This window comes from Pseudomonas avellanae BPIC 631 (assembly GCF_000444135.1).
Lineage (GTDB): Bacteria > Pseudomonadota > Gammaproteobacteria > Pseudomonadales > Pseudomonadaceae > Aquipseudomonas > Aquipseudomonas avellanae.
In genome coordinates this window covers 1-25522 of sequence record NZ_ATDK01000088.1, presented here as the reverse complement: position 1 = coordinate 25522, position 25522 = coordinate 1, and the positions used below count along the sequence as shown (strand labels likewise).

The window sequence follows — 25522 nt, the reverse complement described above, 5'->3', positions numbered from 1 at the left end:
CTGCGGCCTCGCGTTTGAATTCAATGGAAAAGGTACGGCGTTGTTTGGTCATCAGACACCTCTATATCTGGCGATATTCTCGCCTAAATGAGTGTCCGGAATCATTAGACCACTACAGTCGAAACCTTCTTTCTGTTCCCGCACATCGACGGCTTTGCCCTGCTGTGCGTGCTGCTTGCGCCGGTCTTCGTGCTCGGCGCATTTCTGGGTTCGCGTCCGCAGTGGAGCGGCTATGGGTTGGGCTTGCTGATCTTTTTCAGCATCGGCTCGGTGCCCGATAACCTGACGGTCTACAACCCCTACACCTTCATCAACGATTACATCGCGATGGTCATCGGCATGCTGATCTGTGCGGCCGCGGGCGCAATCATTTTGCCGCCCAACAGCCGCTGGATGTGGCAGCGACTGGAGCAAGCGCTGCGCAATCAAGTGGTGTTCGCCATCAGCGCGCCGCTGGATCGCCTTGGTTCACGCTTTGAAAGCCAGACCCGAGACCTGATGCACCAAGCGTACGGCCTGGCCATCAGCCGGCCGCAGGTGCAGCGCGAATTGCTGCGCTGGATGTTCGTGGTGCTGGAAATCGGCCACGCGATCATCGAACTACGTCGCGAGCAGGCGACACTGCCGGTGCATCCCGCTTACGCTGAATACCAGCCTTGGCGCATCGCATTGCGGGTCATGGGTCGCGCGTTGGTGCGCCTGTTCATCCAGCCCGACGCCGTCAATTTGCAACGGGGCCTGCTGGCGGTCGATCAGGCGATCAAGCGCGTACAGGAAGCCGATGAGCCCTTCGCTTCGCATTTCGACACCTCGGTGCTGCGCCGGGTGAAAAGCTACCTGCACTTTATCCGCACCTCGCTGCTGGACCCGCAATCGTCACTGGCTGCCTATGCCGTCGGGCAAAACGCCTCAGGAGTGGTTCATGCCGCGTGAAATAGCGTTTCACGGTCTGTACATGCCGACCCTGACCCTGATGTTTCTGATCGCTGTGGTGTTGGCCTGGGCGCTGGATCGCTTGCTGGCCGGTTTTGATCTGTACCGTTATTTCTGGCACCCGGCCTTGCTGCGCATGAGCCTGTTCATGTGTCTGTTTGGCGCGCTGGCGCTGCCCCTTTATCGTTGACTCCTGATGCGAGAAATCTCTGCATGAAAAAGTTTTACAGCCTGATCGCCACGTTGCTGGTGCTGGCAATCGCGCTCTGGATCGGTCGTACGCTGTGGGTTGATTACATGGAGACACCGTGGACCCGCGACGGTCGGGTGCGCGCCGACATCATCAACGTGGCCGCCGATGTGTCCGGCACGGTGGTGGAAGTGCCAGTGCGTGACAATCAATGGGTAAAACGCGGCGATTTGCTGATGCAGATTGACCCGGAGCATTACCGGATCGCCGTCAAACAGGCGCAGGCGTTGCTGGCTTCACGCAAGGCGACGTGGGAGATGCGCAAGCTCAACGCAAAGCGGCGTGCCGACATGGATGAACTGGTTATCTCGGCAGAAAACCGTGACGACGCGAGCAATGTCGCCACCTCGGCACTGGCCGATTACCAATTGGCGCAAGCGCAGCTGGAAGCGGCCGAACTGAACCTGGCCCGCACACGCGTGCTGGCGGCGGTGGACGGTTACGTCACCAACCTGAACGTGCATCGCGGCGACTACGCGCGCATTGGCGAAGCCAAGATGGCGGTGGTCGATATGAACTCGTTCTGGGTCTATGGCTTTTTCGAGGAAACCAAGCTGCCGCACCTCAAGGTGGGTGACCCGGCAGACCTGCAACTGATGAGCGGCGAAGTCCTCACGGGGCGTGTCGAAAGCATCGCGCGGGGCATCTACGACCGCGACAACCCGCAAAGCCGCGAGCTGATCGCCGACGTCAACCCGACCTTCAATTGGGTCCGCCTGGCCCAGCGCGTACCGGTGCGCATTAGCCTGGATCAGGTGCCGGAAGGCGTATTACTGGCCGCGGGGATGACCTGCACAGTCATTGTCAGGCCGATAGGCGGCTGATAATCGTCTAGGACCGGGCGACGCTTCGCTTGTCCGCGAACTGCCGGGAACCGGCAGCGAAATCAGCCGCCTCGGTGCACCAGATACAACCAAGGTGGCCGGTTTTGGGGCCGCTTCGCAGCCCATCGCAGCCGTCGTAACCTCCTGAAGTTTTTACGCCTTCCGGGCAGAAGCCCGCTCTTCATGAGGTTCTACTTCACAAATCAATATTCAACCCAAACCGCTTTCTCAATCCTCTCTCCAGCAACCCTTTGGGCAGCAACCACGCCATCAGCGGCAGGATGCGCGAGCCGTTGCCCAGGCGCAGCATGCGGGGTGGGTTGGCTTGCTGCACTGCTTTGAGCAGGCCCTGCGCGAATGCTGTTGCCGGGGTCGGGTTATCCAGCGAGGCTTTTGCACGCGCGCGGATGCCCTCGCGAATCGGCCACCACGGCGAGTGCTCGCTGATCAGCTGTTCGGCCTCATGACTGGCGTTTTTTGCAAAGCTCGATGCAATCGCGCCAGGCTGAACCTCCATGACCTGCACGCCAAACGGCGCCAACTCCAGGCGCAGCGCGTCACTGAGAGCGTGAACGGCTGCTTTGGACGCACAATAAGCGCCCGCGAATGGCGTCACCAGAACACCGGACACGCTGCCGATGTTCACTACCAGCCCTTTGTTACGCCGCAACGCCGGGAACAGCGCCCGGGTAACACCGACAATCGAGAACACATTGGTCTCGAACTGCCGCTGCATCGCGTCCACGCCACCGTCCAGCAGCGGGCCCATCGCGCCATATCCCGCGTTGTTGATCAGCACGTCCAGCCCGCTGTGTTCAAGCCCGGCAGCGAGCTGCGCCAGTGCCGGCCCGTCGTTGACATCCAGTTGCACGGCGATAAACCCGGCAGCGCTCAGTGTCGCCACATCCTCGGCCTTGCGCGCCGTCGCCCAGACCTCATAGCCCGTGGCCTTGAACGCATCGGCCAGGGCGCGGCCAATTCCACTTGAGCAACCGGTAATAAGAGCGATGGGCATCAATGAGTCCTTGACGGTCAGTCCGAGAAACTGCCGTGCAGCTGTTCTGCGCGAAACTCCAGGGTTTGCGGGCGATAGCCGCTGCGCAATACAGGCAACGGCACGCAATCCTGCCACGCGCCCTTCGCCTGAAGTTCGCCGGGGCCGCGATAGCGCGCAGTCGTGTAAGTATTGTCGGCCAGATTCACCGAGTCCCCCGGCGCATAGGCAGCGATCCGCCAGCGCAGTTCCTGCAGAGCGACCTGGTTGGTATTGGTGATGCTGACCTGCAATGGGCGATCTGCCGGGCAGCCTTGCGGATCGTAACTCAGGCGCATCTCCAGATGATCGAGCTGACGCGTCTCCCGGCTGTCTTGCCAGATCACGATGGCCGCCACGATCCCCAGCCCGGCCGCCGCTGCCAGCGAGACCTGCAAGGCCTTGGCCGGGTAACGGAGCAGCAGGATGAGCCAGGTCAGAATCAACAGGATGCCGATAAACATACGAGTCTCCAGCGGGGGCAGTGCTGGATATCCTACAGAAACCAGTGAGTGGTTGACCAATGACGTCAGATGAGAAAGGTCAAAGAAACTCCGATGCTCACCGAAGTTTAGCTTGAGACTGAAATTACTTGATAAAGCTGTAGGTTTCAGATTTTGGAGTATCTGGCCAGATGTCCACACCCTCCACTTGCACTGTGCCGGTAATGATGGCTTTGTGCGTTAATTTAAAAACCATGGAAGGATCCGAGTTTGTGTTCTCGAGCGTTATGAGTGTCGCTTTGCCTGACGTTATCGGCGATGAACCTGTCAGCAGCGGGCGATTGCTATTGTCTGCGTTGGCCAGGTTCAGTATGACAAACGTGCAGCGTGGATCGCTGACGGCGGGTAGCTCTAGAGTTATATCTTTACCCAACGAGATTTCATTTTTCGTTGAAGCTCCCTGCACAATCGGGACTGGAAGGCTTGGTGCAGATTGCGTAGTCATATCTGATAGCTCCTGTTTGAACGTGTAGCTTTGGCTGGAGAGGGACTGGCCGTTACGTTCAAGCAATCCTAAAGATGATGAGGAGCGGTTTCTACTGACAGAAATGACAGTGGCTATTCGCCGCGTATTTCAGGTTTCAGTGACTTGAAATTCACAGCGCTGTCAGTATCGAGCCGTTTACAAATATGTTTAGGCACGCAAAAAAAAGCCCCCGGCAACAATGAGTCGCCGGAGGCTGTACAGCTTGTAGCTTGTAGCTTGTAGCTTGTAGCTTGTAGCTTGTAGCTTGTAGCTTGTAGCTTGTAGCTAAAAGCTGCCTGTCAGCGAGCGATAGTCTGTGTTTTCACACCCGCTTCCAGCGCATTCGAGCGACCGTAGATATCTTCGAAACGCTCGATATCGTCTTCGCCCAGGTAGCTGCCCGATTGCACTTCGATGATTTCCAACGGGATCTTGCCTGGGTTACGCAGGCGATGGACCGAGGCGATCGGGATGTAGGTGGACTGGTTTTCGGTGAGCAGGAACACGTTCTCGTCACAGGTCACCTGCGCGGTGCCGGATACCACGATCCAGTGTTCGGCGCGGTGGTGGTGCATTTGCAGCGACAGGCACGCGCCCGGCTTGACCGAGATGCGCTTGACCTGGAAGCGGCCGCCCATGTCCACCGAATCGTAGGAGCCCCACGGACGGTACACTTCAAGGTGGTTCTGGGTCTCGGTGCGGCCCTGTTCATTCAGGGTGGCGACCATTTGCTTGACGCCCTGGACCTTGTCCTTGTGGGCAATCATCATCGCGTCTTTGGTTTCGACGACCACGATGTTGTCCAGACCGATCACCGACACCAGTTTGCCGTTGCCGTGGATCATGCAGTTGCGGCTGTCCTGAATGACCACGTCGCCCTTGGTGACGTTGCCGTTGGCGTCCTTGGCGTTGACTTCCCACAGCGACGACCAGCAGCCGACATCGCTCCAGCCAGCCGACAGCGGCACAACGCAGGCGCGCTGGGTTTTTTCCATGACCGCGTAGTCGATGGAGTTGTCCGGGCAGCAGGCGAAGGTGGAGGCGTCGATTTCAACGGCATCGCCGTCCTGCACACTGCGTTCGAGGGTCAGCAGGCAGGTGTCGTAGATGTCCGGGTCGTGCTTTTTCAGTTCTTCGAGGAAGCGGCTGGCGCGGAACAGGAACATGCCGCTGTTCCAGTAGTAACCACCGGCTTCGACGAACTCTTTGGCGCGTTTTTCGTCAGGTTTTTCGACGAACTGCGACACACGGCTCACGCCTTCCGGCAGCAGGGCATCGGCGGTCGATTTGATGTAGCCATAGCCGGTTTCCGGCTTGTTGGCCGGTACGCCGAACAGCACCATTTCGCCACGTTCGGCAGCGACGGTTGCCAGCGCCAGCGCACGTTGCAGGGCTTTCTGGTCTTCGATGACGTGGTCGGCAGGCAGCACCAGCATCAGGCCGTCATTGCCTTCATTGACCAGTTTCATGGCGGTCAGCGCGACGGCTGGCGCGGTATTGCGGCCGAACGGCTCCATGAGGATGGCCTGGGTTTCCAGGTTCAGCGCCGCCAGTTGCTCGTTGACGATGAAACGGTGGTCCTTGTTGCAGACCACGATAGGCTCCTGCATGCCCTCGAACACCAGACGTTGCAGCGTTTGCTGAAACAGGGTGTGCTCGCCGGTCAGTGCCAGGAACTGTTTAGGGAATTGTTTACGCGAAAGCGGCCAGAGTCGTGAACCGCTACCGCCTGACAAGATCACTGGAATCATTTTGTTTCTCCAATAGCATTCAATTTGGGCTGTACGAGATGTCTGTCGTTTCTGTCTTTTTCTTGTTCCGCGTCGGTCGGTTCACGGCAGCTGCCGCGAACCGACCGGCATAATCCGTTTAGCGGGTTGCGACCGGTGGCTTGACCCACACTGGCGAGAGGCTGCTGCCGCTGCCGGTGATGTAGAGCACGGCGGCTTCGCCACGCTCCAGCGCCACAGGTTTCACATCGGTGACTTTCTTGTCGCCGTCGTACAGCGCCAGGCTGACTTTGACCGGGTTGATTTCACGCTCGCCGGTGCCTTTGGCCGCTACGGTGTTGACCACTTCGGTCTTGCCGTCTGCAGTTTTCAGGGTCAGTGACTTGTCGCTGAGGTTCTGAACGCGAACCAGGGATTTTTGCTTGTTCTTGAACGGTGGCTCTTCAACCAGTTGCGGTTTGCCGCTGGCGTTGTTGACCAGGGTGTAATAGTGATCGCTGGCCAGTTTCACCGGCACGCTCTGGCTGCCCAGCTTGGCGGTGTAGTCGCCTTGCGGCATGAAGCTGAACGCAGTGCTGCCCAATGGCGCGACTTCGTTGAGGTTGGTGTTGCCAACGCTGGCGCTGATTTCTGCGCTGCTGGCGTTGTAAACGCGCACGAAGGTCGAGCCTTTCGGTGCAGTCGGGCCGTACAGGGCGGAGTCACCGGCGAACGCTGGCAGCGACATCAGGCCCAGGCCTGCAGCCAGTGCGCAGGTTTTGAACAGGCGTTTGGTGGCCGAACGGTGTGCAGTGTTGTTGGAAGTCATGAGTCAGTCCTCTCAGTTTTGCGCCCGGTTGGGCGACTCGGATGGTTTGGCGTTGAGTGCCACGTTCTCTTGGGTGTCACGCGATTTCTTCAGCTCGGCGATCCACTTGGGATCAAACTCGCCAAGGTCGTTGTGTGCCGGCAGGTAGCGCTCCGGGAATTCCCAGATGACCACTTGCGGCGGGGTGTTCTTGAAGGCGTCGGTCTGCAGGTACTTGAGCATCGGCAGGATCGGGCCGTGGCCATCTTCGGCGTAGTTGACGACGTCACTGCGCAGCGCCTGTTTCAGGGCACCGACGAAGTTCCAGTTGGGGTTGGCGCTGTAACTGGTGCCCACCAGGCCGACCGCCACGTCGCTGTCGGCGAACAGTGCGTCGCCGCCTTCCGCTGCGCCTGCTACCGGGTCAGTGCTGTGTTTCTGCAACTCGTCAGGCTTGGGCAGCAGGTTGCTGAACAGCGGGTCGAGTGGCAGGAACGTGGTCAGGTCGCCTTTGTAAGGCGCGGTTTCGGTAGCCTGGGTGACGAACTGTTCAGGTTCGCCTTCCAGCGGGGCTTTCTGGGCAATGGCGGCGCCCAGTTGCTGCGCGGCCACTTCGGCGCCCATCGGCGTCCAGTGCGTGTCGGTACGCAGGAAAACCTGGCCCTGTTGCTTGGCGGCTTGCAGCGGCGCCAGCAGGTCCGGTGCAAAGATGCCGGCTTTGGCGACCTGAGCATGGAACTGCTGATACAGGTCGGCGTGCAGGCTGGCCGGCTTGTTGTCACCGATGTGCTCCGGGTACAGCCGGGTTTTTGCCGGAACGATGGCCAGAACCAGTTTGCTGCCCTGTTTTTCCAGCGCGTCGCGCACGCCCTGAATCAGCGCCAGGTTGTCGGCTTCGTTCTGCTCGCCATTGGCAACCGCATCGAACTCTTCATCGGTGTATAACCACTGGTCCTTGCCGAGCACCACGCCCGGACGACCTTCGTTGAACAGTTTGAAGTCCAGCGCCGCCCACAGGTTGGTGCCCAGGCGTTTGATCGGAAACTCATCGTCGTAATGGGTTTCCGCAGCCTTGGTCCATTTACCGTTGAGCACGGTGGTCTCGGCCGAGGTGGAGAAGTTGCTGAAACTGCGCAGCGACCAGGCTCCGAGGATCAGCAGAATGCCCAGGAAGATGGCGATGTAGAGGATTCGTAATGAACGGGTCATGTCAGGCTCCTCAAAACTGGAAGTAAAGGAACGGCGAGAAGCTTTGCGCCGAGAGTTTGAGAATCGAAGCCACGAACAGCAGCAGGATCAGTGCGCGCATGGCGTAACGTGGCCAGTCGGCGACCCAGTAGGCCGGTTGCACCTGAGCTTCGCTGCCCACGGTGTAGCCGGGCAGGTGCAGGCTGCCAGGTGCGTCGCCGGGTACGGCCTTGATGGTGCCCGGTTGCTCGGTCGCAGGACCGTCGGCCTTGGCGCTTTTGCCGCTGTCTTTTTCACGGTTCTGGTAAAAGTCACGCAGGCCGAAGAACGCCAGGGTCGCGTAAGCCACTACCAGCGTTGTCACTTGCAGGCCGGTCAGGCTGGCGCGGTTGAGTTCGGACAGCTGCCAGTCGCCGAAGCTGAACATGGCGCCGTACATACGGCCGGCCACGTGCAGGTTTTCGGAGCGGAAGATCACCCAGCCAACCACCACCAGCAGGAAGGTCAGAGCCCAGCGGATCACGTTGAAGCTGTAAGGCTTGGTGTTGATGCCGACCGCTTTCTCGATGGCCAGCCACATGCCGTGCCAGGCACCCCAGATGATGTAGGTGACGTTGGCACCGTGCCATAGACCGCCCAGCAGCATGGTCAGGAACAGGTTGCGGTAGGTCGCGAACTTGCCGCCACGGTTGCCGCCCAGGGTGATGTACAGGTAGTCACGCAGCCAGGTGGACAGGCTGATGTGCCAGCGACGCCAGAACTCGGTGATCGACTGGCTGATGTAAGGCTGTTTGAAGTTTTCCATGAAGCGGAAACCCATCATCAGGCCCAGGCCAATCGCCATGTCGCTGTAACCGGAGAAGTCGAAATACAGCTGCGCGGTGTAGGCCAGTGCACCAAGCCAGGCATCACCCGTGGTCGGGTTCTGCAGGGCGAAGCAGTGGTCGGCGACGATGGCCAGGGTGTCGGCGATGAACACTTTCTTGATGAAGCCCTGCATGAATCGCGTGGCGCCCTCGGAGAACTTGTCCAGCGTGTGGGTCCGGTTGTTGAACTGATCGGCCAGATCACGGAAACGCAGCACCGGCCCGGCAATCAGGTGCGGGAAGATCGCGACGAATGCAGCGAAGTCGATCAGGTTGCGGGTGGCCGGGGTATCGCCGCGGTACACGTCGATGATGTAGCTGATGGACTCGAAGACATAGAACGAGATCCCGATCGGCAGCAGCACGTGGGTCAGGATGAACGGTTCCAGACCCATCGAGATCATGGCCGCATTGATACTGTCCACGCCGAAGTTGGCGTATTTGAAGTAGCCCAGAATGCACAGGTCTACGATTACGCCGAGCAGCAGCCAGCGCTGTGCCGGTTTGGTCCGCACACCTGCTGCGCCCACTTTGAGACCGATCCAGTAGTTCCAGACGGTCACGCCGATGAACAGCGCCAGGAAGTCCACACGCCACCAGGCGTAGAAGATATAGCTGGCAATCAGCAGCAGCAGATTGCGATAGCGTTGCCCGCTCAGGTAGTACAAGCCGAGGAAGATCGGCAGGAACATGAACAGGAACACGTTGGATGAGAAAACCATCCTGATCTCTCCGTTTGTCCAACAGTCAAGGGCTCAAAGCCCCCCCAACCCCCCCGTTGAAACAGGGGGGTAAATCGCTTCACAGCTTGTCGGCGAAGCTGGCCAGGCGAGATCCGTCTTTATGGATGCATCGCCTGGGCAGATGTCTTCGCGGACAAGTCCGCTCCTACAGATAACGACGGTGAATCAGGATCCGTCGTTGTCACCCTTGTCGCCTTTTTCATGGGTCGGGTCGTAGACCTTGGTCAGGTCACCGCCCAGGCGGAAGGTCTTGAACGGCTGCTTTTCGTGTTTCTCTTCCAGCACATCCGGGCTGCAGGTGTAGAGCGAGCAGTACGGTTCGAGCCAGGCGAATTTCGGGTCTTTCTTCAGGTCCGTCATGTCCTGTTTTTCACCGTTGTGTTCCGCAAACGATGCAGGGTCTTTGACGCCGGCCAGCACACGGTCACCCAGACGCTTCAACGCACCGTTGTTTTCCGGACGCAGATCAACGCCGTTGGCCTGGGCGAAGCTGGCGATCATCGCGAGCGGCGGCAGGGCGTAGTTGTGATACGACAGCGCGCGTTGACGGCGCTTCATCTCGTTGGGCAGGTAGCCGTCCTTGTCCACCTGATTGGCGGCGACCTTGAATTCCTTCACCGCCCAATCGAACAGGTCCTTGCGGTTGGTCACGACAGCGGTGGACATCACCGACCATGCAGCCCAGTACGAGTGGTTATTGATTTTTTCCAGCGGCAGATTGCTCCAGTCGCTGACCACCTGATCGGCCAGCTTGCTGAACCAGGCCTCGATGATCTGCGCGTCCTGCTGGCGATTGGCCAACGGGTGCGAATCAGAGAACTTCAGGCGCAGGTAAGCAGAGGACATGCTGCCCAGTGCCCATTTGCGCATGGACTTGCCGGTGTGGTTGAACTCGCGGGATTCCAGCGCATCGGCTTTTGCCCACGTGGTCATCATGTTCAGCGCGCAATCGAGCTGTTCCGGACGACCGTCGCGCATGTACTGCATCACGACTTTGCTGACGCCGCGCTCAAGGTCGGTGATGTCCTTGGTCGCGTCACGAAAAGCTTCTTCGGACACTGCATTGAGTGTCGCGCGCGCCTTGTCCGAGCCTTCGTACTTGCTGCGGAAAACCAGCTTGTCGGTGTAAGGCTTGGGAATGGCTTCACAGGTGAAATTGTGATCGCCGGTCTTCATTTTTTCGATAGGGGCATCGTAGCCCTTGGGTGGAACCAGTGCGGCGGACGCACCCGTAGCCCACGCCATCGATGACACAATTGCCATCGACAGCAGGGTAGGGCGTATCAGTTTCGGAGTCTGCATAAGTCACCTCATAGTCCAGCTTGAGCGGTGTGTTTCGCAGCGCTCGGGAACACGTTGCGTTTGCATACTTTGGCATCCACTTTCTGTGCCGTGCCTGCTTCCGGTCCCTGGATTTCCAGTGCCAGCAGTTGCTGGTCGGCCCAATCCTCGTCTTCGCGCAATTCAAAGGCGAAGCGTCCGTCGGTATCGGAAGTTTCCGGCTTCTCGATTTTCAGGTCCTCGTGGCGACCGTTCATGTACCAGAGTCTGGCCTGAAGGGTTTTCACCGACGTGTCGTCAAAGCGGATATCGATCTGGTTGCTGCCGTTGCGAATATCCTTGATGCCGTTCTTGCCGTTGACCAGCACTTCGTTGTTGCCCGGCTTCAAGGTAGTGCTGGCGCTCATGACCGCAGGCTTGCCTTCGCAGCCGTTGTCGAGCAGCGACATCATCTGGCGATAGATGGTCTCCTGGTCCAGGCGATACAGCGGCGAGAATTCCCAGATGAGAATCTTCGGTGGACGTTTCTGGAAGTCTTCACTGCCCAGGTACTGCAGCATCGAACCTTCCAGACCACCCCCCGGGAACGCTACGTTCAACACGTCGGCGCCCATGTATTCCTGCAAAAAGCCCGCGAAGTTGTAGTTCTTGCCGCTGTGGCTGGTGCCGACCAGGGTGATTTCCGGGTTGCCGGCGTCACCGAACAGGTCGCCGTCGCCAGCCTCGCCTTTGGGCTCGGTGGTGAACTGGTCCATGTACTGCACCGCGTAGCTGGTGCCGCAAAATTGACCGGCCATGTTGTGCAAAGTGCCCGTCTTGCCCATGCGTCCGGAAATATGGCTTTCAAATTCACGTTTCGGAATGCTGCTGTAGCCCGGTACTTTTTTAACGGTCTCGGCAACGATTTTCGCGGTGCGTTGTGCGCCGTAGGGCGTCCAGTGCTGGTCGCCACGGAAGTAGAAGTCGTGTGCCTGTTGCTCGTTGGTCAACGGCGACAGGTCCGGCACCCAGTAACCCATCTTGCTGAAGCGACCGAGCATGGCCTGATAGTTTTTCAGCGCCTTGTCGTAGTCGAACTTGTCGCGTTCGGCCGGGAACAGCTTGTTACGATCAACCAGGCCACGGGTCGGCTGATAGACCACGACCAGCTCGACACCCTTGCTCTTGAACGCATCGTGCAGTTCTTTCATGCGTCGGTAGCCGCCTGGTGTGGTGTCGAACTCGGTGCGCAGGTCTTCCTGAGTCCGGAACAGCCAGTCGCCCTGGGCCTGTACCAGCGTGGTGAAGTTCTGCTGGTAGGGGGAGACGTAGTTTTTTGCGTCGTGCGCGGCCGGGCACAGGCTGCAGCAAGGCTCGGCCTTGAACGTCGGCGCTTGTGCGTCGTCTGCCCGAGCGACACCGGCGGCGGCCATCAAGGCGGCGGTGAGGCTGGACAGGCTCAACAGCTTGATCAGATGTGCGTGCATAACAATACCCTTCCTCATTCCCGCAGCTCGGTCTGGCTTTCGACGGGGTCGATCAATACGGCTTTTTTCTGGCGAACCAGCAGGTCGAGGATCTCGTCCTGGCGCTCACCGAGGATACCGTTGAGGCTGATACCGACCTCTTTGGTGGGCATCAGCATCGAAACGCGATACAGCTCGACGCTCAATGGCGAGTCGATGGACAGCGGACCGGAGCCATTGCTGGACAGTTCGCCACCGACCATGATCAGCGATACCTGAGCGTCGAACGGGTCGAGTTCGATGTCGCGGTCGGTATCGCTCAAGTCCTTGATGTGGCCGTAGACGCCCATCAGGCCGTTGGCCATGGCCACGTTCTCGTACAGTTTGATGTTCACACTGTTGCGCACGCGGATACCGTGACGGCGGTTGGCAATCACACGGTTGCCCCACAGCAGGTTGTTGCCGCTTTCGTACAGGGTGATGCCGTCGGTATGGTTCTGATAGATCTCGTTGTAGGCGACGATGTTGCCAACGCTGTTACGGTCCAGAACCACGCCGGACAATTTGTTGTTGTGGCTTTTGTTGCGGAAGATGAAGCTGTTGTCCACTTCCCGGGAAATAATGATCCCGTGCTTTTTCTTGGTCCCGTAGACGTCGTTTTCGGCGATGATCAGGCCGTGGGAGCGGTCATGCGGGTCAATCCCGTACACGATGTTGTCGCGGTAGGTATTACCTTTGACCACAAAGTCACGTGTTTCGTAGCAGTAAAAGCCGTACCACATGTCCGCGAAATCGGAATCGATGATCCAGCCGGTCGGCTCGCCACGCTTGAGAAGCTTCGCGGTGTTGGGCGTGTACTGGGAAAAACTGACGCCGTAGGACTTGCTCTGGTTGTAACCCATGCTCGCCATTTTGGTCTTGGCGATCCAGGTTTCCGAACCGCCCCAGGTCAGTACGAACGGGCGAAACTCGTCAGGGGTGCGGTAGGCCGCCAGACCGTTACGGGTTTCACTCCAGGCGTTGACCGAGGTGTTGGTGATCAGCATCTTGCCTTCGCTGACGATGAACGAGCCCTTTTCCTGAGACAGACGCAATTCCTTGGTCTTGCTGTCGATCTCGAAGATCCCGGTTTCTTTGACCAGGATCGGTAGGCGCGCCACGTAGACACCGGGCGACACTTCACTCAGAAACTGCTTGGGAACCTTTTTCACCAGGTCCTGCAGGTTCACGTAGCCGTCGGAAATCATGATGGCCTGCGGAATGCCCTTCTGACGGACCACCCATTCAGCCATCTTGTTGTCACCGCCGATGAATTCCTTCAGGCCGGTTTCTTCCATCATCCGCGCGACGGTAATCTTGCCGGGCTTGTTGCGCGCAATCTTTTTCAGCGCCGCCTCGGTGGTATAACCGCTCAGGTCGGGGAGCACCGGCTTGGCCATTTCCAGCGGCTCGGTCGGCGGGCTGGTGATGGTGTAGGTCTTGGCCTGGTGCAACTCTTTAACCAGTGCCTTCGGTGCTTCGGGTACAGCAGGCGCATTGGCCAGCGCGACGCTGCTGGCCATCAGCAGAGCGCTGGTCAGCAGGGCACTTTCGAGCAGGGCGTGCGGCCAGTGTCGGCTACGCCCGTTGCTTGCATGGCTGTTCATCTCTGGCACTCCTTTGGCGGTTTGCATCAGAAGCGCCAGATGACGTCTACAACAGCGCGGTGCATGTATTCATCCACGCCGTTGTGATACGCGTCGCCGGGCTTGAAGACACCTGCGCGCAAGCGCACCAGTGCCGAAGGTTCGTCGAAAGACTGGCTGAGCGAGGCGGGCAGCAGGCCTTGCTTGAAGTACTTGGTCACGACCAGGTCCATTTCCTGACCCAGGTCCTTGCGCCCGTCTTCCAGCGGCAGCGAGCTGAACGTGTTGCTGTCGCCGTTTTCACGCACTGCGTTGATGCCCGAACCGCCGATACCGGTGTTGCCATCGACACGACGGAACTTGTGGTAGATCAGCGACGCGTCGTATTCCTCGTTCATCTGCCAGGAAGCAAACAGCGAGCCGGTTTCCACGTTGGCCATTTCGCCCTGGAACGCCTCGCCGAAGCGATGGATGCGCGAACGGGTGCCGGTCCAGTTGGAGCGGTTGCTCTCCAGACCGTTCTGGATGTAGTCCTTGCTGGCGCGCGAGTAGGCGGCGCCGACTTGCCATTGCGGGTCGAGACGCAGGCGCAGGCCCAGGTCGGTGGCCCAGCCATTCATGTCACGGCTGTTTTTCTCGCCGGCAAAAAACTGGTCATTGGCTGCCGAGGTCACGCCGATTTCATCGCGTGTGCCGTTCAGCCAGGTCAGGCTGCCCCAGTAGTTGAGCGGGGTGGTGTTGCGATAATTGTAAGCATCGCTGTCAGCCTGCAGACCCAGCCAGGTCAGATTGCCGTTGGAGGTCTTGTCCAGATCGTCCAGTTGCTCGCCCTGCGATTTGAGCTTGCCGTCGTCATGGCTGTAGTGAGCGCGCACACCGGCCCAGTGGCCAGGTGTCCACTGGTAGCTGGCCGATCCGAACAGGTGCTTGCGATCTTCATCGTCTGGCGCCAGCTCGGTCAGGTCGGTGCGGTATTCGCTGAAACGCTGGGCAGCACCCAGTTCGGCACGCAGCAGGGTGGTGTCGAAGTTCCAGTTGATGGCCTCGATGTTGGTGTCGTGCCATTGGCCATCGTCATTGCGCAGGCGCTGGCGACCGACTTTGAGGATCTCGCCCGGATAAGGCGTGAAACCGCTGTAACCGATCCAGAACTCGCGCAGTGCCGCGTAGGATTTTTCGACTTCGCGCTCGCTGGCCGTGCCACGCGAAGTTTGCGTGCCGCTGCCGTCGCTGTTGCTCTGCTCCAGCGGGTCGGTCTGAATGGTGTCGGTGGCGGTGACCACCTGGCCCATGGCGTAACCGCTCCAGTCGCCGCGCTCACCGTAGACCCAAGGGCGCAGGTCCAGGCCCACACCGTTGACGTCGCCGCCCGAACGGGTGCCCAGATCGCGATCGTCCTCGGCCTGCGCCGTGGCTTTGATTTCGATACCAAAATTCTGTTGTTCGGTCAGCGCTGCCAGCGTCGGGCAGGCCCAGAACAGGGTGAAGCCAAGGCCCATGCCGGCGGCCATCAAAGGATTCAACTTCATAGTGCTTCCTCACCGTCTTTTTCTTCTTGCAGGGCCTGCATCGCCATCGCGTTTTGAGTGGCGGAAGCGCCCCGGACTTTTTGCTCGCGTGCCAACAGGTCTTTGGCAGTGGCGAGCTTTTCAGGCGGCAGTTGGGTACTCATTGCCTGGGCAAGCTCGGTGGCTTGCGGGGTTTCACTGGCCAGCGACAACTGGGCGAAGACCCAGGCGTTGACCGGGTCGGGCAGCGTGCCCTTGCCCTGCGAGAACAGTTGCGCAAGCGCGAAGTCGGCGCTGTTCTGGCCACCACGTGCAGCGGTCAGCAGCTCGTCCACGGCTTTTTGCGGGTAAACCTGGCCCAGGTAGCCACGACGGTAGATCTGCCCCAGGTAGTAATGGGCAGAGATTTCCGTGGCGGTGGCTTTTTTCAGGTGTTCTTCGGCCTTGACCGCGTCTGCCGGTACCCACTTGCCCTCGTAATAGAGACGGCCCAGCAGCAGTTCGGCGCGTGGCTGATCGGCCGCACGGCCGTTGTTCAGGTATTCCATCATCTTGTTGACGTCACCCAGTTCGGGGAAGTCGTACAGCAGTTTGGCCAGCGTGACCCAGGAAATCGGGTAACCCGGCGCAACCTCTTCGAGCAATTGCTGAGCGGTCTTTTCGTCAGGCGTTCCGATAGTGGAATCGCCCAGTACGCGGGCGACGCTGTCGACTCGCTGAGCGTTGACGCGCCCGGCAGCGTTTGCGCTTCTCAGTTGCGCGATCAGTGCCGCCTGTTGCTCGGTCTGGCCGCGAGTCTGGTAGACCGTGGCGAGTTCGACGTAGCAGATATCGGTGGCCGACAACGCCTGTTTGCAGATGCTTTCGACTTCGTCCAGATGCTCTGCGTAGGTGCCCTGAGTGCGGTACAGCAGCACTTGCGCCAGACCGGCTTCCGGATAGCCGGCAGCGCGCCACTGGCTGATTTTCTGCTGTGCATTCACTTCGGGAAAGGTATGCGGGTATTGCAGATACAGCATGGCCAGCGGTATCAGCGTGCCCGACTCACCATTGGCGAAGGCTTTTTTCAGCAGTTCTTCGGCTTCGCGATGCTCGGCTTCAGTGGCTTCAGGCTTGACCGCCAGCAGGCGACCAAGACGCGATTGTGCCCGTGGCGAAGTCTGTGCGGCGGCGCGGTAGGTGGCCTCGGCCTGCTTGAGCAGCGCCGGGTCGCGGGTATTCACCTGAATATCGGCCAGGCCGACTTGCGCGTCGCTGTAGCCCAGGTCCGCCAGCTGCCGATAGTTCTGCTCCGCCAATGCAGTGTCGCCGTTTTTCAGGGCTTCATTGGCAAGACGTTGATCAGGCAGGCCGGCACAGCCGCTGAGGCCGAGCGCGACAGCGAGGCTCAATAGCGTGGGGGTCGACAGGCGTCGTAGTGGGCTGTTCATGGTTACAGACCCGCAGCCATTGCTTTGTCGAGCAACCAGTTCACGGACGGGCCGCGATCGCTGACCACTTCGACAGGGCGACCGGCAAGCGAGCTGCTCAGGCTTTCGTCAGGCTTGATCTGTACGCGGATGTCGGTGGACAGGTCGGTGTCACTCAGGTTGGTGCTGCTGACGATCTGACCTGTGCGCAGTTTGTCTTCGCCGGCAATCTGGAAGCTGACACGGGTGCCTGGCTTGACGTCGTTGAACTGGCGATAAGTAAAGCGCGCTTCAACCGTGGCCGGCGCATTGCGTGGCACCAGTTGGAAGATCACCTGACCCTTGGACGCGAACTGACCGTCGGCAACCAGTTGGCGAGCCACGACGCAATCGCACGGGCTGGTCATGGTGCCGCTCATTTGCTTGCCATACAGCTCTTCGATCTTGGCCGGCTGCAGGTCTTCACCGGTCAGGCTGCCCTTGAGCATTTCCAGCATGCTGGTGTTGAAGGTCGCCAGTGGCGCGCCTTTGGTGGCTTCGCCGTTCTGGGCAACCAGGCTTTGCACGGTGCCTTCACGCGGCATGGTCACGTCCATGCTCGGGATCGAGACCAGGCCCGCCGATGCGTGGCTGACGAAGTACAGGCCGTAGACCGTCTTGAAGATGAAGCCGAACGCTGCCAGGCCAACAATAAAGATGCCGAGGCTGAACGTCACCGCGCGCAAACGACCCAGTGCGCTCATGCCGCTGTCGCTGCCTTTGACCTTGCGTGCCTTGGTGAAGTTGTCGCGCTGCAAGGTGGCGAGCACTTCACCCAGGCTGACGATTTCGCCGGACAGGTGCGAGGTGATCAAGTGGCGCAGGGTGGCAATGTCCTGAGCTTCCAGGTTCTGGAACTGGCAGCCGATGCGGCTGCTGGCGTTGTCCACCGAACGGACCTGCATTTCCACATCCATGGCCAGGCCAAGGTTGTCGATCAGAAACTGCAGACGGCCCTTGATGACCTCACCGGTGGTGTAGGTAAGCCCTGCTGGAGCCACAAAGCTCAAGCCACCGGCCGACAGGTCTTCGATACGCACCAGCGGCGCGTTCGGCTTGTCGTTCAGCAGGCGCAGCTTGGCAGGGATCTTGATCCGGGCGTGTTGGCGCTGGGCTTCGGATTCATGTACGACGTTCGCATTCACGGCTGTATTCATGGCTAGTTTTCCTACTTAAGCGATTAATCCGTTGGTCTGGTCAAACCATCGTCAACAGCACGGCGACGAAGATGGTGCCAGCCGAGAAAGTCATGGTTCGGGACGACCACGTGTTGAACCAGCCTTGAAAGCTGGCCATGTCGCGGCTGAGTTTGGTGTCCTGGCGCGTCCAGGACTGGCGGTCCAGGCGGAAGAAGACGTAGATCTTCATCAGGGCGCCGACGATCTGGTTGTAATAGAGAATTATCGGGTAGGCAGGCCCGATCCTGTGTCCTGAAAAGGACAGCAGCAGGGTGAGGATCAGACGGGTCATGCCGATCCACAGCAGGTACATCAGCAGGAACGCGCCGCCGTACTTGAAGCTGGCGATGATGGCGACGGTCAGGCCGAGAATCGAGGTCCACATCGACATACGCTGGTCGAACAGCACGATGCTGGTGAAAATCCCCAGGCGACGAACGCCCAGACCCAGTGCACGCGAGTTCTGACGCAGGTTGTTGCCGTACCAGCGATACATCAGTTTGCGGCTGGCCTTCAGGAAGCTCTTTTCCGGCGGGTGCTCCACGGTGTTGATCGCGGCATCCGGGACGTAGAACGTGTCGTAGCCCAGGCGCATCAGGCTGAACCAGCTGGACTTGTCATCACCGGTCAGGAACCGGAAGGTGCCCAGACGCCAGTGGTTGAGCGAGTCGCTTTCCACGTCGGCTATAAACTCGGGGTCGGTCACGACTTTTGCGCGAAACACCGACATCCGGCCGGTCATGGTCAGCACGCGCTTGGACAAGGCCATCGAGCACATGTTGATGTGACGCTGAGCGAAACGCAGCTTGTGCCACTCGCTCATGATGTAGCCGCCACGCACTTCGCAGAACTCGTTGGTGGTCAGGCCGCCGACGTTGTCGAACAGCTGGAACCACGGCACGGTCTTGGCAACCACGCCTTCGTTAAGCACGGTGTCACCGTCGATCACGGCCACCACGGCACGGTCATCGGGCATGTGCCGCGAGATGGCACGAAAGCCATAGGCCAGGCCGTCGCGCTTGCCGGTACCCGGAATACGCACGAAGTCCAGCTTGACGCGATCCGGCGGGTTCGCCTTGGCCCACATGCTCTTGACCAGCAGCTCGTCGGACATTTCCACCAGCGAACAGACCACGGTGGTAGGAAGACCACATTCGATGGCTTCGCGGATGACCGAGCTGTACACCTGAGCGGTGGTCAGTGCATCGATGCGAAAGCTGGTCACCATCAGAAACACATGGGATGGGTCTGCAGCGCTGCCCAGCTTGCGAACCTTGCGGCGCAAATGCGGGTAGACGATGTAGAGGAAGATCATCCCGCGCACGAAGTGCGTGATCCCCATCGAGTAGCGCCAGATACCGACGGCGCCAATCAGGAAGATAAAGTTCTTCGACTGCGAGTCGAAGATACTGGTGGGCAATGCCGCAGCAAGGCCCATTAACAAACTGAGATAAAACAGCCAACCGGCGGCCTGTAAAAGGCCGTGCTTGAGCCTTTGCATAATCTGTATCCCTAAGTCAGTTGCGAGCCTCAAGCCCCAGGCTGCAAGCACACTGCTTGAGCTTGGTGGCCTGGAGCCTGGCGCTTGTGGCTTGCGGCTGATTTACCAGCAGATACCTTCGGCACGACCGTCTTCGGAGGTGGCATTGGTCATGAAGCCCACCAGGTCGATAACGCGCTTGCCTTCAGGCGTCTTGTTGGCGAGGGCGCGGAAACGCTCATCGCGGTTGCCAAGGATGATCACGTCGGAGTCATTGATGACCTGATCGAAGTCGGAATTCAGCAGCGAGGAAACGTGCGGAATCTTCGATTCGATGTAGTCCTTGTTGGCACCGTGAACACGGGCGTATTCGACGTTGCTGTCGAAAATGCTCAGGTCGAAGCCCTTGCCGATCAGCATTTCGGCCAGTTCTACCAGCGGGCTTTCACGCAGATCGTCGGTGCCGGCCTTGAAGCTCAGACCCAGCAGCGCAACTTTACGGGTGTCGTAGCTGGCAACCATGTCGAAAGCGTTCTGCACTTGCGAGGTGTTGCTGCGCATCAGCGAGTTGAGCAGTGGTGCGTCGACATCCAGGCTACCGGCGCGGTAGGTCAGGGCGCGGACGTCTTTAGGCAGGCACGAACCGCCGAAGGCAAAGCCCGGGCGCATGTAGTACTGGGACAGGTTCAATGCCTTGTCCTGGCAGACCACGTCCATCACTTCACGGCCATCGACGCCGACTGCTTTGGCAATGTTGCCGATTTCGTTGGCGAAGGTCACTTTGGTGGCGTGCCACACGTTGCAGGTGTACTTGATCATCTCGGCAACGGCGATGTCCTTGCGGATGATCGGTGCGTCGAGTTCTTCGTACAGCGATTGCAGAACGTCACCCGAAGCCTTGTCGAACTCGCCGATCACGGTCATTGGCGGCAGGTCATAGTCTTTGATTGCAGTGCTTTCACGCAGGAACTCAGGGTTTACGGCAACGCCGAAGTCAACGCCGGCTTTCTTGCCGGAGCAGTCTTCCAGGATCGGAATAACCACGTTGGCGACGGTGCCAGGCAGTACGGTGCTGCGAACCACGATAGTGTGGCGAGTGTTCTTGTCACGCAGGACATAACCGATTTCACTGCACACCGATTCGATGTAGTCCAGTTCCAGGTCGCCGTTCTTCTTGCTCGGCGTACCCACGCAGATCATCGACAGGTCAGTGGCGCGAATGGCTTCGGCGAAGTCGGTAGTGCCGCGCAGTTTGCCGGTGGCAAGACCTTTTTGCAGCAGCTCTTCCAGACCCGGTTCAACGATAGGCGACTTGCCGTTATTGATCAGATCGATCTTGGTGCTGGAGATATCCACGCCCACTACGTCGTGGCCGCGGGCAGAGAGGCAACCGGCACAGACTGCACCGACATAACCCAAACCAAATATGCTGATACGCATCGTATACTCCTCGATAATTCACGCCATAAAGTTGGCTGGATATTAATTTTGGCCAGCAGATGTCACGCGTCAGTAGGCACGGCTAAAAAGCCGACTAACTAACACAGGCATATTGAATGAGTGAGTGCCCAAACAAGCGAGGCGAACTCAAATGACACTAAGTGCAAGCGGCAAGTGACCTGTCCGGTGGGCAGGGCCCTGCTCTCCTTGGATGCAGTAAACCACTCCTGTCTGACGATTGACGGCGGACCTCGGTCGGAGAGCTTCTGGCCAGAGCCATTGCTGCCTTTGTTCGAGTCCTGCGCGTCGCACCTGGCCGGTGCTTCGTCTGTCTACAACATCAACTAGTGATGTGAGTTTAATCCTGTACCAGACCTCCGAATCCCGTGGACCCGGCTTAGCGGTTGGTAACTTCCCGTTTTCTGTTCTGCGTGTAAGTGATCGCTTACACATCAGTCCAGAATTGTTACGGGATGTAGGAGCATACAAATTCGCATTTAGTTCCGGGCCGCTCGTCCTGATTTGAGAAGATCGGTGTATCCAGTTTGTGACAATGGCAGTTGCAGAATACTGGCATATTTCTTCAGCGCCTTAGTGCGCGGGGATCAGCGCTGGGTAGATATGAAAGTGCTACTACCGTAAAAAGCCAAAAGGCCACTACTTAAAAAGATGGATTTTTTTTCATGAAGAAAATCGACGCAAGCGAGCCGCCGGCAAGTTGACGTTTATCTGGCGTCACTAAGTTGTCATTTTGGGGGCGGATCGGAGGGGGCGTCGTGTAACAGTGGTGCGTTACACGACGATTACAGCGTCAATCTTCAGCCGAGTTACGCAGAAACACCAACTTGTCAGGCGTTGACTGCTCGCTGTTGTAACGGTAGCCCTGTGCATCGAACTGCTTTAACGCTTCGGGACTGTTGATGCGCTCTTCGATGACGAAGCGGCTCATCATGCCGCGTGCCTTTTTCGCATAGAAGCTGATGATCTTGTAGTACCCGTTTTTCAAGTCCTTGAACTCGGTGTCGATGATTCGCGCGTTAAGCGCCGAACGTTTGACGGCCGAGAAGTACTCGGTAGAGGCAAGGTTGAGCAGCAGGTCGTCACCCTGATCGGCCAGCGCCTCGTTCAGCCATTCGCTGATCCGGGTGCCCCAGAACGCGTAAAGGTCCTTGCCGCGGGCGTTGGCCAGGCGTGTGCCCATTTCCAGGCGATAAGGCTGCATCAGGTCCAGCGGGCGCAGCAGCCCATAAAGGCCGGACAGCATGCGCAAATGGTCCTGGGCGTAGTCGAGTTGTGCGTCGCTGAGGGTTTCTGCCTGCAGGCCGGTGTAGACATCGCCCTTGAACGCCAGCAATGCCTGCTTGGCATTGTCCAGCGTGAACGCCGGGTCCCAACTGCCGAAGCGCGCGGCATTAAGCCCGGAAAGCTTGTCGGACAGGTGCATCAGCTCGCTGATCTGCGCCGGGGTCAGCTCGCGCAACTGGGTGATCAGTTCCTGGGAGTGATCCAGATACTGCGGCCGGGTGAAGCGCGCGGTGGTGGGCGGCGTCTCGAAATCGAGGGTTTTTGCTGGGGAAATCACCATCAGCATGAAGTCGTCTCCTTTGATCGTCCGGGGATTCTAGGGGCTGATGGGCCTCGACTCCAGCTATGGTAGCGATAGAGGCCGCAACGCTTTGATATCAGGCTTTGTATGCGTGCCGACATAAGAAGGCAGGCGCATATCAGCTATAGTGGCGCGCTGGTCATGACGTTCATGGTTGATCGAGAGGGCATCGGGTTTGCGTATTGTTTTAGCAGTGTGTGCAGGTCTGTTCTGGCTTCAGGCCCAGGCGGCAGCGCCGGTCATCGCCACCATCGACCGCAGCGTGTGGCCCGAGCGCCTTGAAACGCCGGCCTTGTTCGACGTGGCGTCGCGTGCGGAGATCCTCGCCTTCGCCCATGAACTGTCGCTCAGCGAGAAGCTAGGCGAGGAGGGGCTCAAACAGCGCCTCGGCCTGCGTTTCGTCAATGTGCCTTCATTAAACGTGGTCCGTCATCGCCTGTGGCTGCGCTTGCTGGAAAACTACCAGAACGCACAAAAAAGCTGCGAGGAGGACGCCAACTTCTGCGTACTGGTCGAGGACATGGAGCAGCTGCGCCAGCGTGCCGATGAGTATCAGGTGTCGAATGACTCGTTCTACGCCGGTTGGGCCAGGCCCAGCGCGGTGTTTCATCAGCGCTATCTGAACGAACTGCTGTTCATGGCGGCACTGTTTCCGCAGACCAGCAGCGAGATCGAGCGTTACAACTCCGATGAGATGAGCGGCGACGAGATGCCGGATCGCACCTTCATGCTCAATTTCGAAAGCGGCCCCAGCCCGGCCGATGGCGGCACCGACTGGCTGGCCGATTTCATGCGTCAGCAAAAGATGACCGCCACGTTCTTTGTGCTGGGCAAAAGCCTTCAGGAGCGTCTGGACAGCACTTCGGTGGCAAGCGTGCAGGCGTTGTACCGCCAGCAGTGCGTCGGCATTCAGGGCTGGGAGTACCGTTCGCACAGCCAATGGCTGGACTGGCAGGATTCGGTGCAACGCAGTGCGGCGCTGGTTCAGCACGTACTGGCTGACAATTTCGTGCCGCTGTTTCGTCCCCCCTACGGTCATCGACGTGCCGACAGCGGTGATTTCTTCCGCACCCAGCATTTGCGCGTGTCGTTGTGGAACATCGATGCCGAGGACGACAACGGACGGCTCACGGCAGAGCAAATCCAGGACCGGGTGCTGACCCTCATGCTGCTCTGGCGCAAAGGCACGGTGGCGTTTCACGACGTGGCCAACAAGGCGCAGTCTGCGCTGCCATTGCTGCTGGCCAACACTGCGCAAAGCGAGTTGATCTGGGAAGATTGCCGAAATATCTCTGAAGCGCCCGTGGAACAAGGGCTTGAGAGCAGTGAGGAGGCTGCGCCGGAGGGGGAATGAAGGCAGATTCGGCGTGGGCGGATTTCCGACTTTAAACGTGTCGGGTACGTCCGCCAAGTCCTATTCGTCACCCTGTGAAATAAACCTCAAAAAACCATCAAAGCGCTTTTTTCTGTCATCCCTTTTGCTGTATTACGAATACAGACCGCCGAAACCTGCAACACAGGTGGCGTCTTCCAAGACCCACCTTGAGCGACATTTCTCCCCTGCCTGAAGGGAAGAATCCGGCGGCCTTTTCGTGGCGCAGCACTGTCGTGGTTCTGCGTCGCCTGGCATCTACAAAGGTGAGCGAGTATGGATGATCACGGACGCACCCCTTCCACCAACCAGCCAATCCTTTACGTGCTCGATACCAACGTACTGATTCACGATCCAAACGCGTTGTTGAATTTCGAAGAACACCATGTCGCCATTCCCATGACGGTTCTGGAGGAACTGGACAAACTCAAGGCCGGTAAACACTCGGTGGCCGCCGAATGCCGTCAGGCCATCCGCCTGATCGACAAGACCCTGGGAGAAGCCAGCCCTGAAGAAGTTGAAAAGGGCGTGCCTATTGATCGCGGGACCGGGGTATTCAAAGGTTTCCTGTCCATTCTGATGAGCAAGCGCGAGGAACCCAACAGCCTGCTGCCCGAGCACCTCAACGACAACATCATCATCAACCAATTGATCGACCTGCACGCGCGCAACAAGGACTTGAGCGTTGTGCTGGTGACCAAAGACATCAATATGCGCCTCAAGGCGCGTGCCTGCGGCATTGATGCCGAGGATTACAGCACCGACCAACTGGTGGACGACGTTTCACTGCTGTCGCGTGGCTACCACGACATGACCGGCTCGTTCTGGGACCGCGTCAACAAGGTCGATACCCGTCAGGAGCGTGGCCGCACCTGGCACCGCGTTCAACTCAATGAAATGCTCCCGGCCGTCCATATCAACGAGTTCATCGTCGATGAACAAGGCTTTGTGGGCTGGATCAAGGGCGTCAAAAACGACGAGTTGCTGATCCTCGACATGCATCAGGAGCCCTTGCTGCATCAGGAAGCCTGGGGCTTGAAGCCGCGGGATATCTATCAGGGCCTGGCATTGTTCGCCTTGCTCGACCCGGATATTCATCTGGTCAACCTGTCGGGGCCTGCGGGCTCGGGTAAAACCATCCTGGCCTTGGCCGCTGCCATCGAGCAGACCATGGTCACCAAACGCTACCGCCGCATCATCGCCACCCGTAGCGTCCAGGGGCTGGATCAGGAAATCGGCTTTCTGCCCGGCACCGAGGCGGAAAAGATGGAGCCGTGGCTTGGCGCGATCACCGATAACCTTGAAGCCTTGCACATGGACGATGAAAACACTCACGGCAGTGTCGATTACATCCTCAGCAAAGTGCCGTTGCAGTTCAAATCCCTTAACTACATTCGAGGTCGCAGCTTCCAGCAAAGCCTGATTCTGATTGATGAATGCCAGAACCTGACCCCGCACCAGATGAAAACCATCATCACCCGTGCCGGTGCCGGTTCCAAAGTGGTCTGCCTGGGCAACCTGGCGCAGATCGACACCCCTTACCTGTCGGCCACCAGTTCTGGTCTGACCTACCTGACGGAGCGCTTCAAAGACTTCCCGAACGGCGTGCACCTCACCCTGCAAGGCGTGCCACGCTCCATTCTGGCCGAATACGCGGAGAGTCATCTTTAGCTGAAAAGCAGCTTCAAGCGGTTAGCTGTAAGCTACAAGCGGGGAACTTCGGTGTATGAAGGCCCTCGCTTGTAGCTTGTAGCTTGTAGCTTGTAGCTTGTAGCTTGTAGCTTGTAGCTTGTAGCTTGTAGCTTGTAGCTTGTAG

General features: G+C 58.8%; 20 protein-coding genes and 1 pseudogene. 5 read left to right on the top strand and 16 right to left on the bottom strand.

The window, feature by feature from the left end; genetic code table 11:
• Positions 1-117: 117 nt before the first annotated feature.
• From DW49_RS0106630 to DW49_RS0106620, 3 genes and pseudogenes are all read left to right on the top strand, one after another.
• A pseudogene (locus DW49_RS0106630) lies at positions 118-933 on the top strand (FUSC family protein); the annotation flags it as partial.
• A complete protein-coding gene (locus tag DW49_RS0106625) occupies positions 923-1123 on the top strand; it encodes a DUF1656 domain-containing protein (RefSeq protein WP_003376065.1) in 201 nt (66 codons plus the stop codon). The pseudogene DW49_RS0106630 and the gene DW49_RS0106625, both read left to right, overlap by 11 nt.
• Positions 1124-1146: 23 nt before the next feature.
• Positions 1147-2007 carry an efflux RND transporter periplasmic adaptor subunit gene (locus DW49_RS0106620; RefSeq protein ID WP_005615386.1) on the top strand — a complete coding sequence of 287 codons (861 nt, stop codon included), beginning with the start codon at positions 1147-1149 and terminating at the stop codon, positions 2005-2007.
• 196 nt (positions 2008-2203) lie between these two features.
• Here DW49_RS0106620 and DW49_RS0106615 read toward each other — a convergent pair whose 3' ends face one another.
• The 16 genes from DW49_RS0106615 to yaaA all read right to left on the bottom strand — a co-directional run bounded on the left by DW49_RS0106615 (position 2204) and on the right by yaaA (position 22319).
• Positions 2204-3022 (bottom strand): SDR family oxidoreductase, encoded by an 819-nt coding sequence (locus DW49_RS0106615; RefSeq protein WP_005615388.1) that lies wholly within the window; start codon positions 3020-3022, stop codon positions 2204-2206.
• Between the two features lie 17 nt (positions 3023-3039).
• A complete protein-coding gene (locus tag DW49_RS0106610) occupies positions 3040-3504 on the bottom strand; it encodes a hypothetical protein (protein WP_005615389.1) in 465 nt (154 codons plus the stop codon).
• Between the two features lie 124 nt (positions 3505-3628).
• Entirely contained in the window at positions 3629-3988 is a 360-nt protein-coding gene (locus DW49_RS0106605) for a hypothetical protein (protein WP_024420707.1), read from the bottom strand.
• A 320-nt stretch (positions 3989-4308) separates the two neighbouring features.
• A complete protein-coding gene (locus DW49_RS0106600; RefSeq protein ID WP_005615391.1) occupies positions 4309-5760 on the bottom strand; it encodes a mannose-1-phosphate guanylyltransferase/mannose-6-phosphate isomerase in 1452 nt (483 codons plus the stop codon).
• Positions 5761-5878: 118 nt separating this feature from the next.
• A complete protein-coding gene (locus DW49_RS0106595; RefSeq protein WP_003376052.1) occupies positions 5879-6547 on the bottom strand; it encodes an alginate O-acetyltransferase AlgF in 669 nt (222 codons plus the stop codon).
• A gap of 12 nt (positions 6548-6559) precedes the next feature.
• Positions 6560-7735: an alginate O-acetyltransferase gene (locus tag DW49_RS0106590; RefSeq protein WP_005615394.1), complete on the bottom strand. Its 1176-nt coding sequence runs from the start codon at positions 7733-7735 to the stop codon at positions 6560-6562.
• A 10-nt stretch (positions 7736-7745) separates the two neighbouring features.
• Entirely contained in the window at positions 7746-9302 is a 1557-nt protein-coding gene (locus DW49_RS0106585) for an MBOAT family O-acyltransferase (protein WP_005615396.1), read from the bottom strand.
• A 186-nt stretch (positions 9303-9488) separates the two neighbouring features.
• On the bottom strand, positions 9489-10625 hold the full coding sequence (locus DW49_RS0106580; protein WP_005615398.1) for a mannuronate-specific alginate lyase: 1137 nt from the start codon (positions 10623-10625) through the stop codon (positions 9489-9491).
• Positions 10626-10633: 8 nt separating this feature from the next.
• Positions 10634-12070, bottom strand: a complete 1437-nt coding sequence (locus DW49_RS0106575) for an alginate O-acetyltransferase AlgX-related protein (RefSeq protein ID WP_024420616.1) — start codon at positions 12068-12070, stop codon at positions 10634-10636.
• Between the two features lie 14 nt (positions 12071-12084).
• Positions 12085-13695: a mannuronan 5-epimerase AlgG gene (gene algG, locus DW49_RS0106570; RefSeq protein WP_005615402.1), complete on the bottom strand. Its 1611-nt coding sequence runs from the start codon at positions 13693-13695 to the stop codon at positions 12085-12087.
• A gap of 26 nt (positions 13696-13721) precedes the next feature.
• Complete coding sequence (locus DW49_RS0106565) at positions 13722-15203, bottom strand: alginate export family protein (protein ID WP_005615404.1); 1482 nt, start codon at positions 15201-15203, stop codon at positions 13722-13724.
• Positions 15200-16612, bottom strand: a complete 1413-nt coding sequence (algK, locus tag DW49_RS0106560) for an alginate biosynthesis TPR repeat lipoprotein AlgK (RefSeq protein WP_005615405.1) — start codon at positions 16610-16612, stop codon at positions 15200-15202. The genes DW49_RS0106565 and algK overlap by 4 nt, the downstream gene beginning before the upstream one ends.
• Positions 16613-16614: 2 nt before the next feature.
• Positions 16615-17787 (bottom strand): alginate biosynthesis protein Alg44, encoded by a 1173-nt coding sequence (locus tag DW49_RS0106555; protein ID WP_003376034.1) that lies wholly within the window; start codon positions 17785-17787, stop codon positions 16615-16617.
• A 40-nt stretch (positions 17788-17827) separates the two neighbouring features.
• On the bottom strand, positions 17828-19309 hold the full coding sequence (gene alg8, locus DW49_RS0106550) for a mannuronan synthase (protein WP_005615406.1): 1482 nt from the start codon (positions 19307-19309) through the stop codon (positions 17828-17830).
• A gap of 102 nt (positions 19310-19411) precedes the next feature.
• Positions 19412-20728, bottom strand: coding sequence for a nucleotide sugar dehydrogenase (locus DW49_RS0106545; RefSeq protein WP_005615407.1), 1317 nt, complete (start codon positions 20726-20728; stop codon positions 19412-19414).
• Between the two features lie 811 nt (positions 20729-21539).
• Positions 21540-22319: a peroxide stress protein YaaA gene (gene yaaA / locus DW49_RS0106540; protein ID WP_005615408.1), complete on the bottom strand. Its 780-nt coding sequence runs from the start codon at positions 22317-22319 to the stop codon at positions 21540-21542.
• 190 nt (positions 22320-22509) lie between these two features.
• Between yaaA and DW49_RS0106535 the strand changes: the two genes are divergently transcribed.
• Entirely contained in the window at positions 22510-23688 is a 1179-nt protein-coding gene (locus DW49_RS0106535; RefSeq protein WP_005736460.1) for a polysaccharide deacetylase family protein, read from the top strand.
• Positions 23689-23982: 294 nt separating this feature from the next.
• A complete protein-coding gene (locus DW49_RS0106530; RefSeq protein ID WP_003376021.1) occupies positions 23983-25377 on the top strand; it encodes a PhoH family protein in 1395 nt (464 codons plus the stop codon).
• Positions 25378-25522 lie beyond the last annotated feature (145 nt).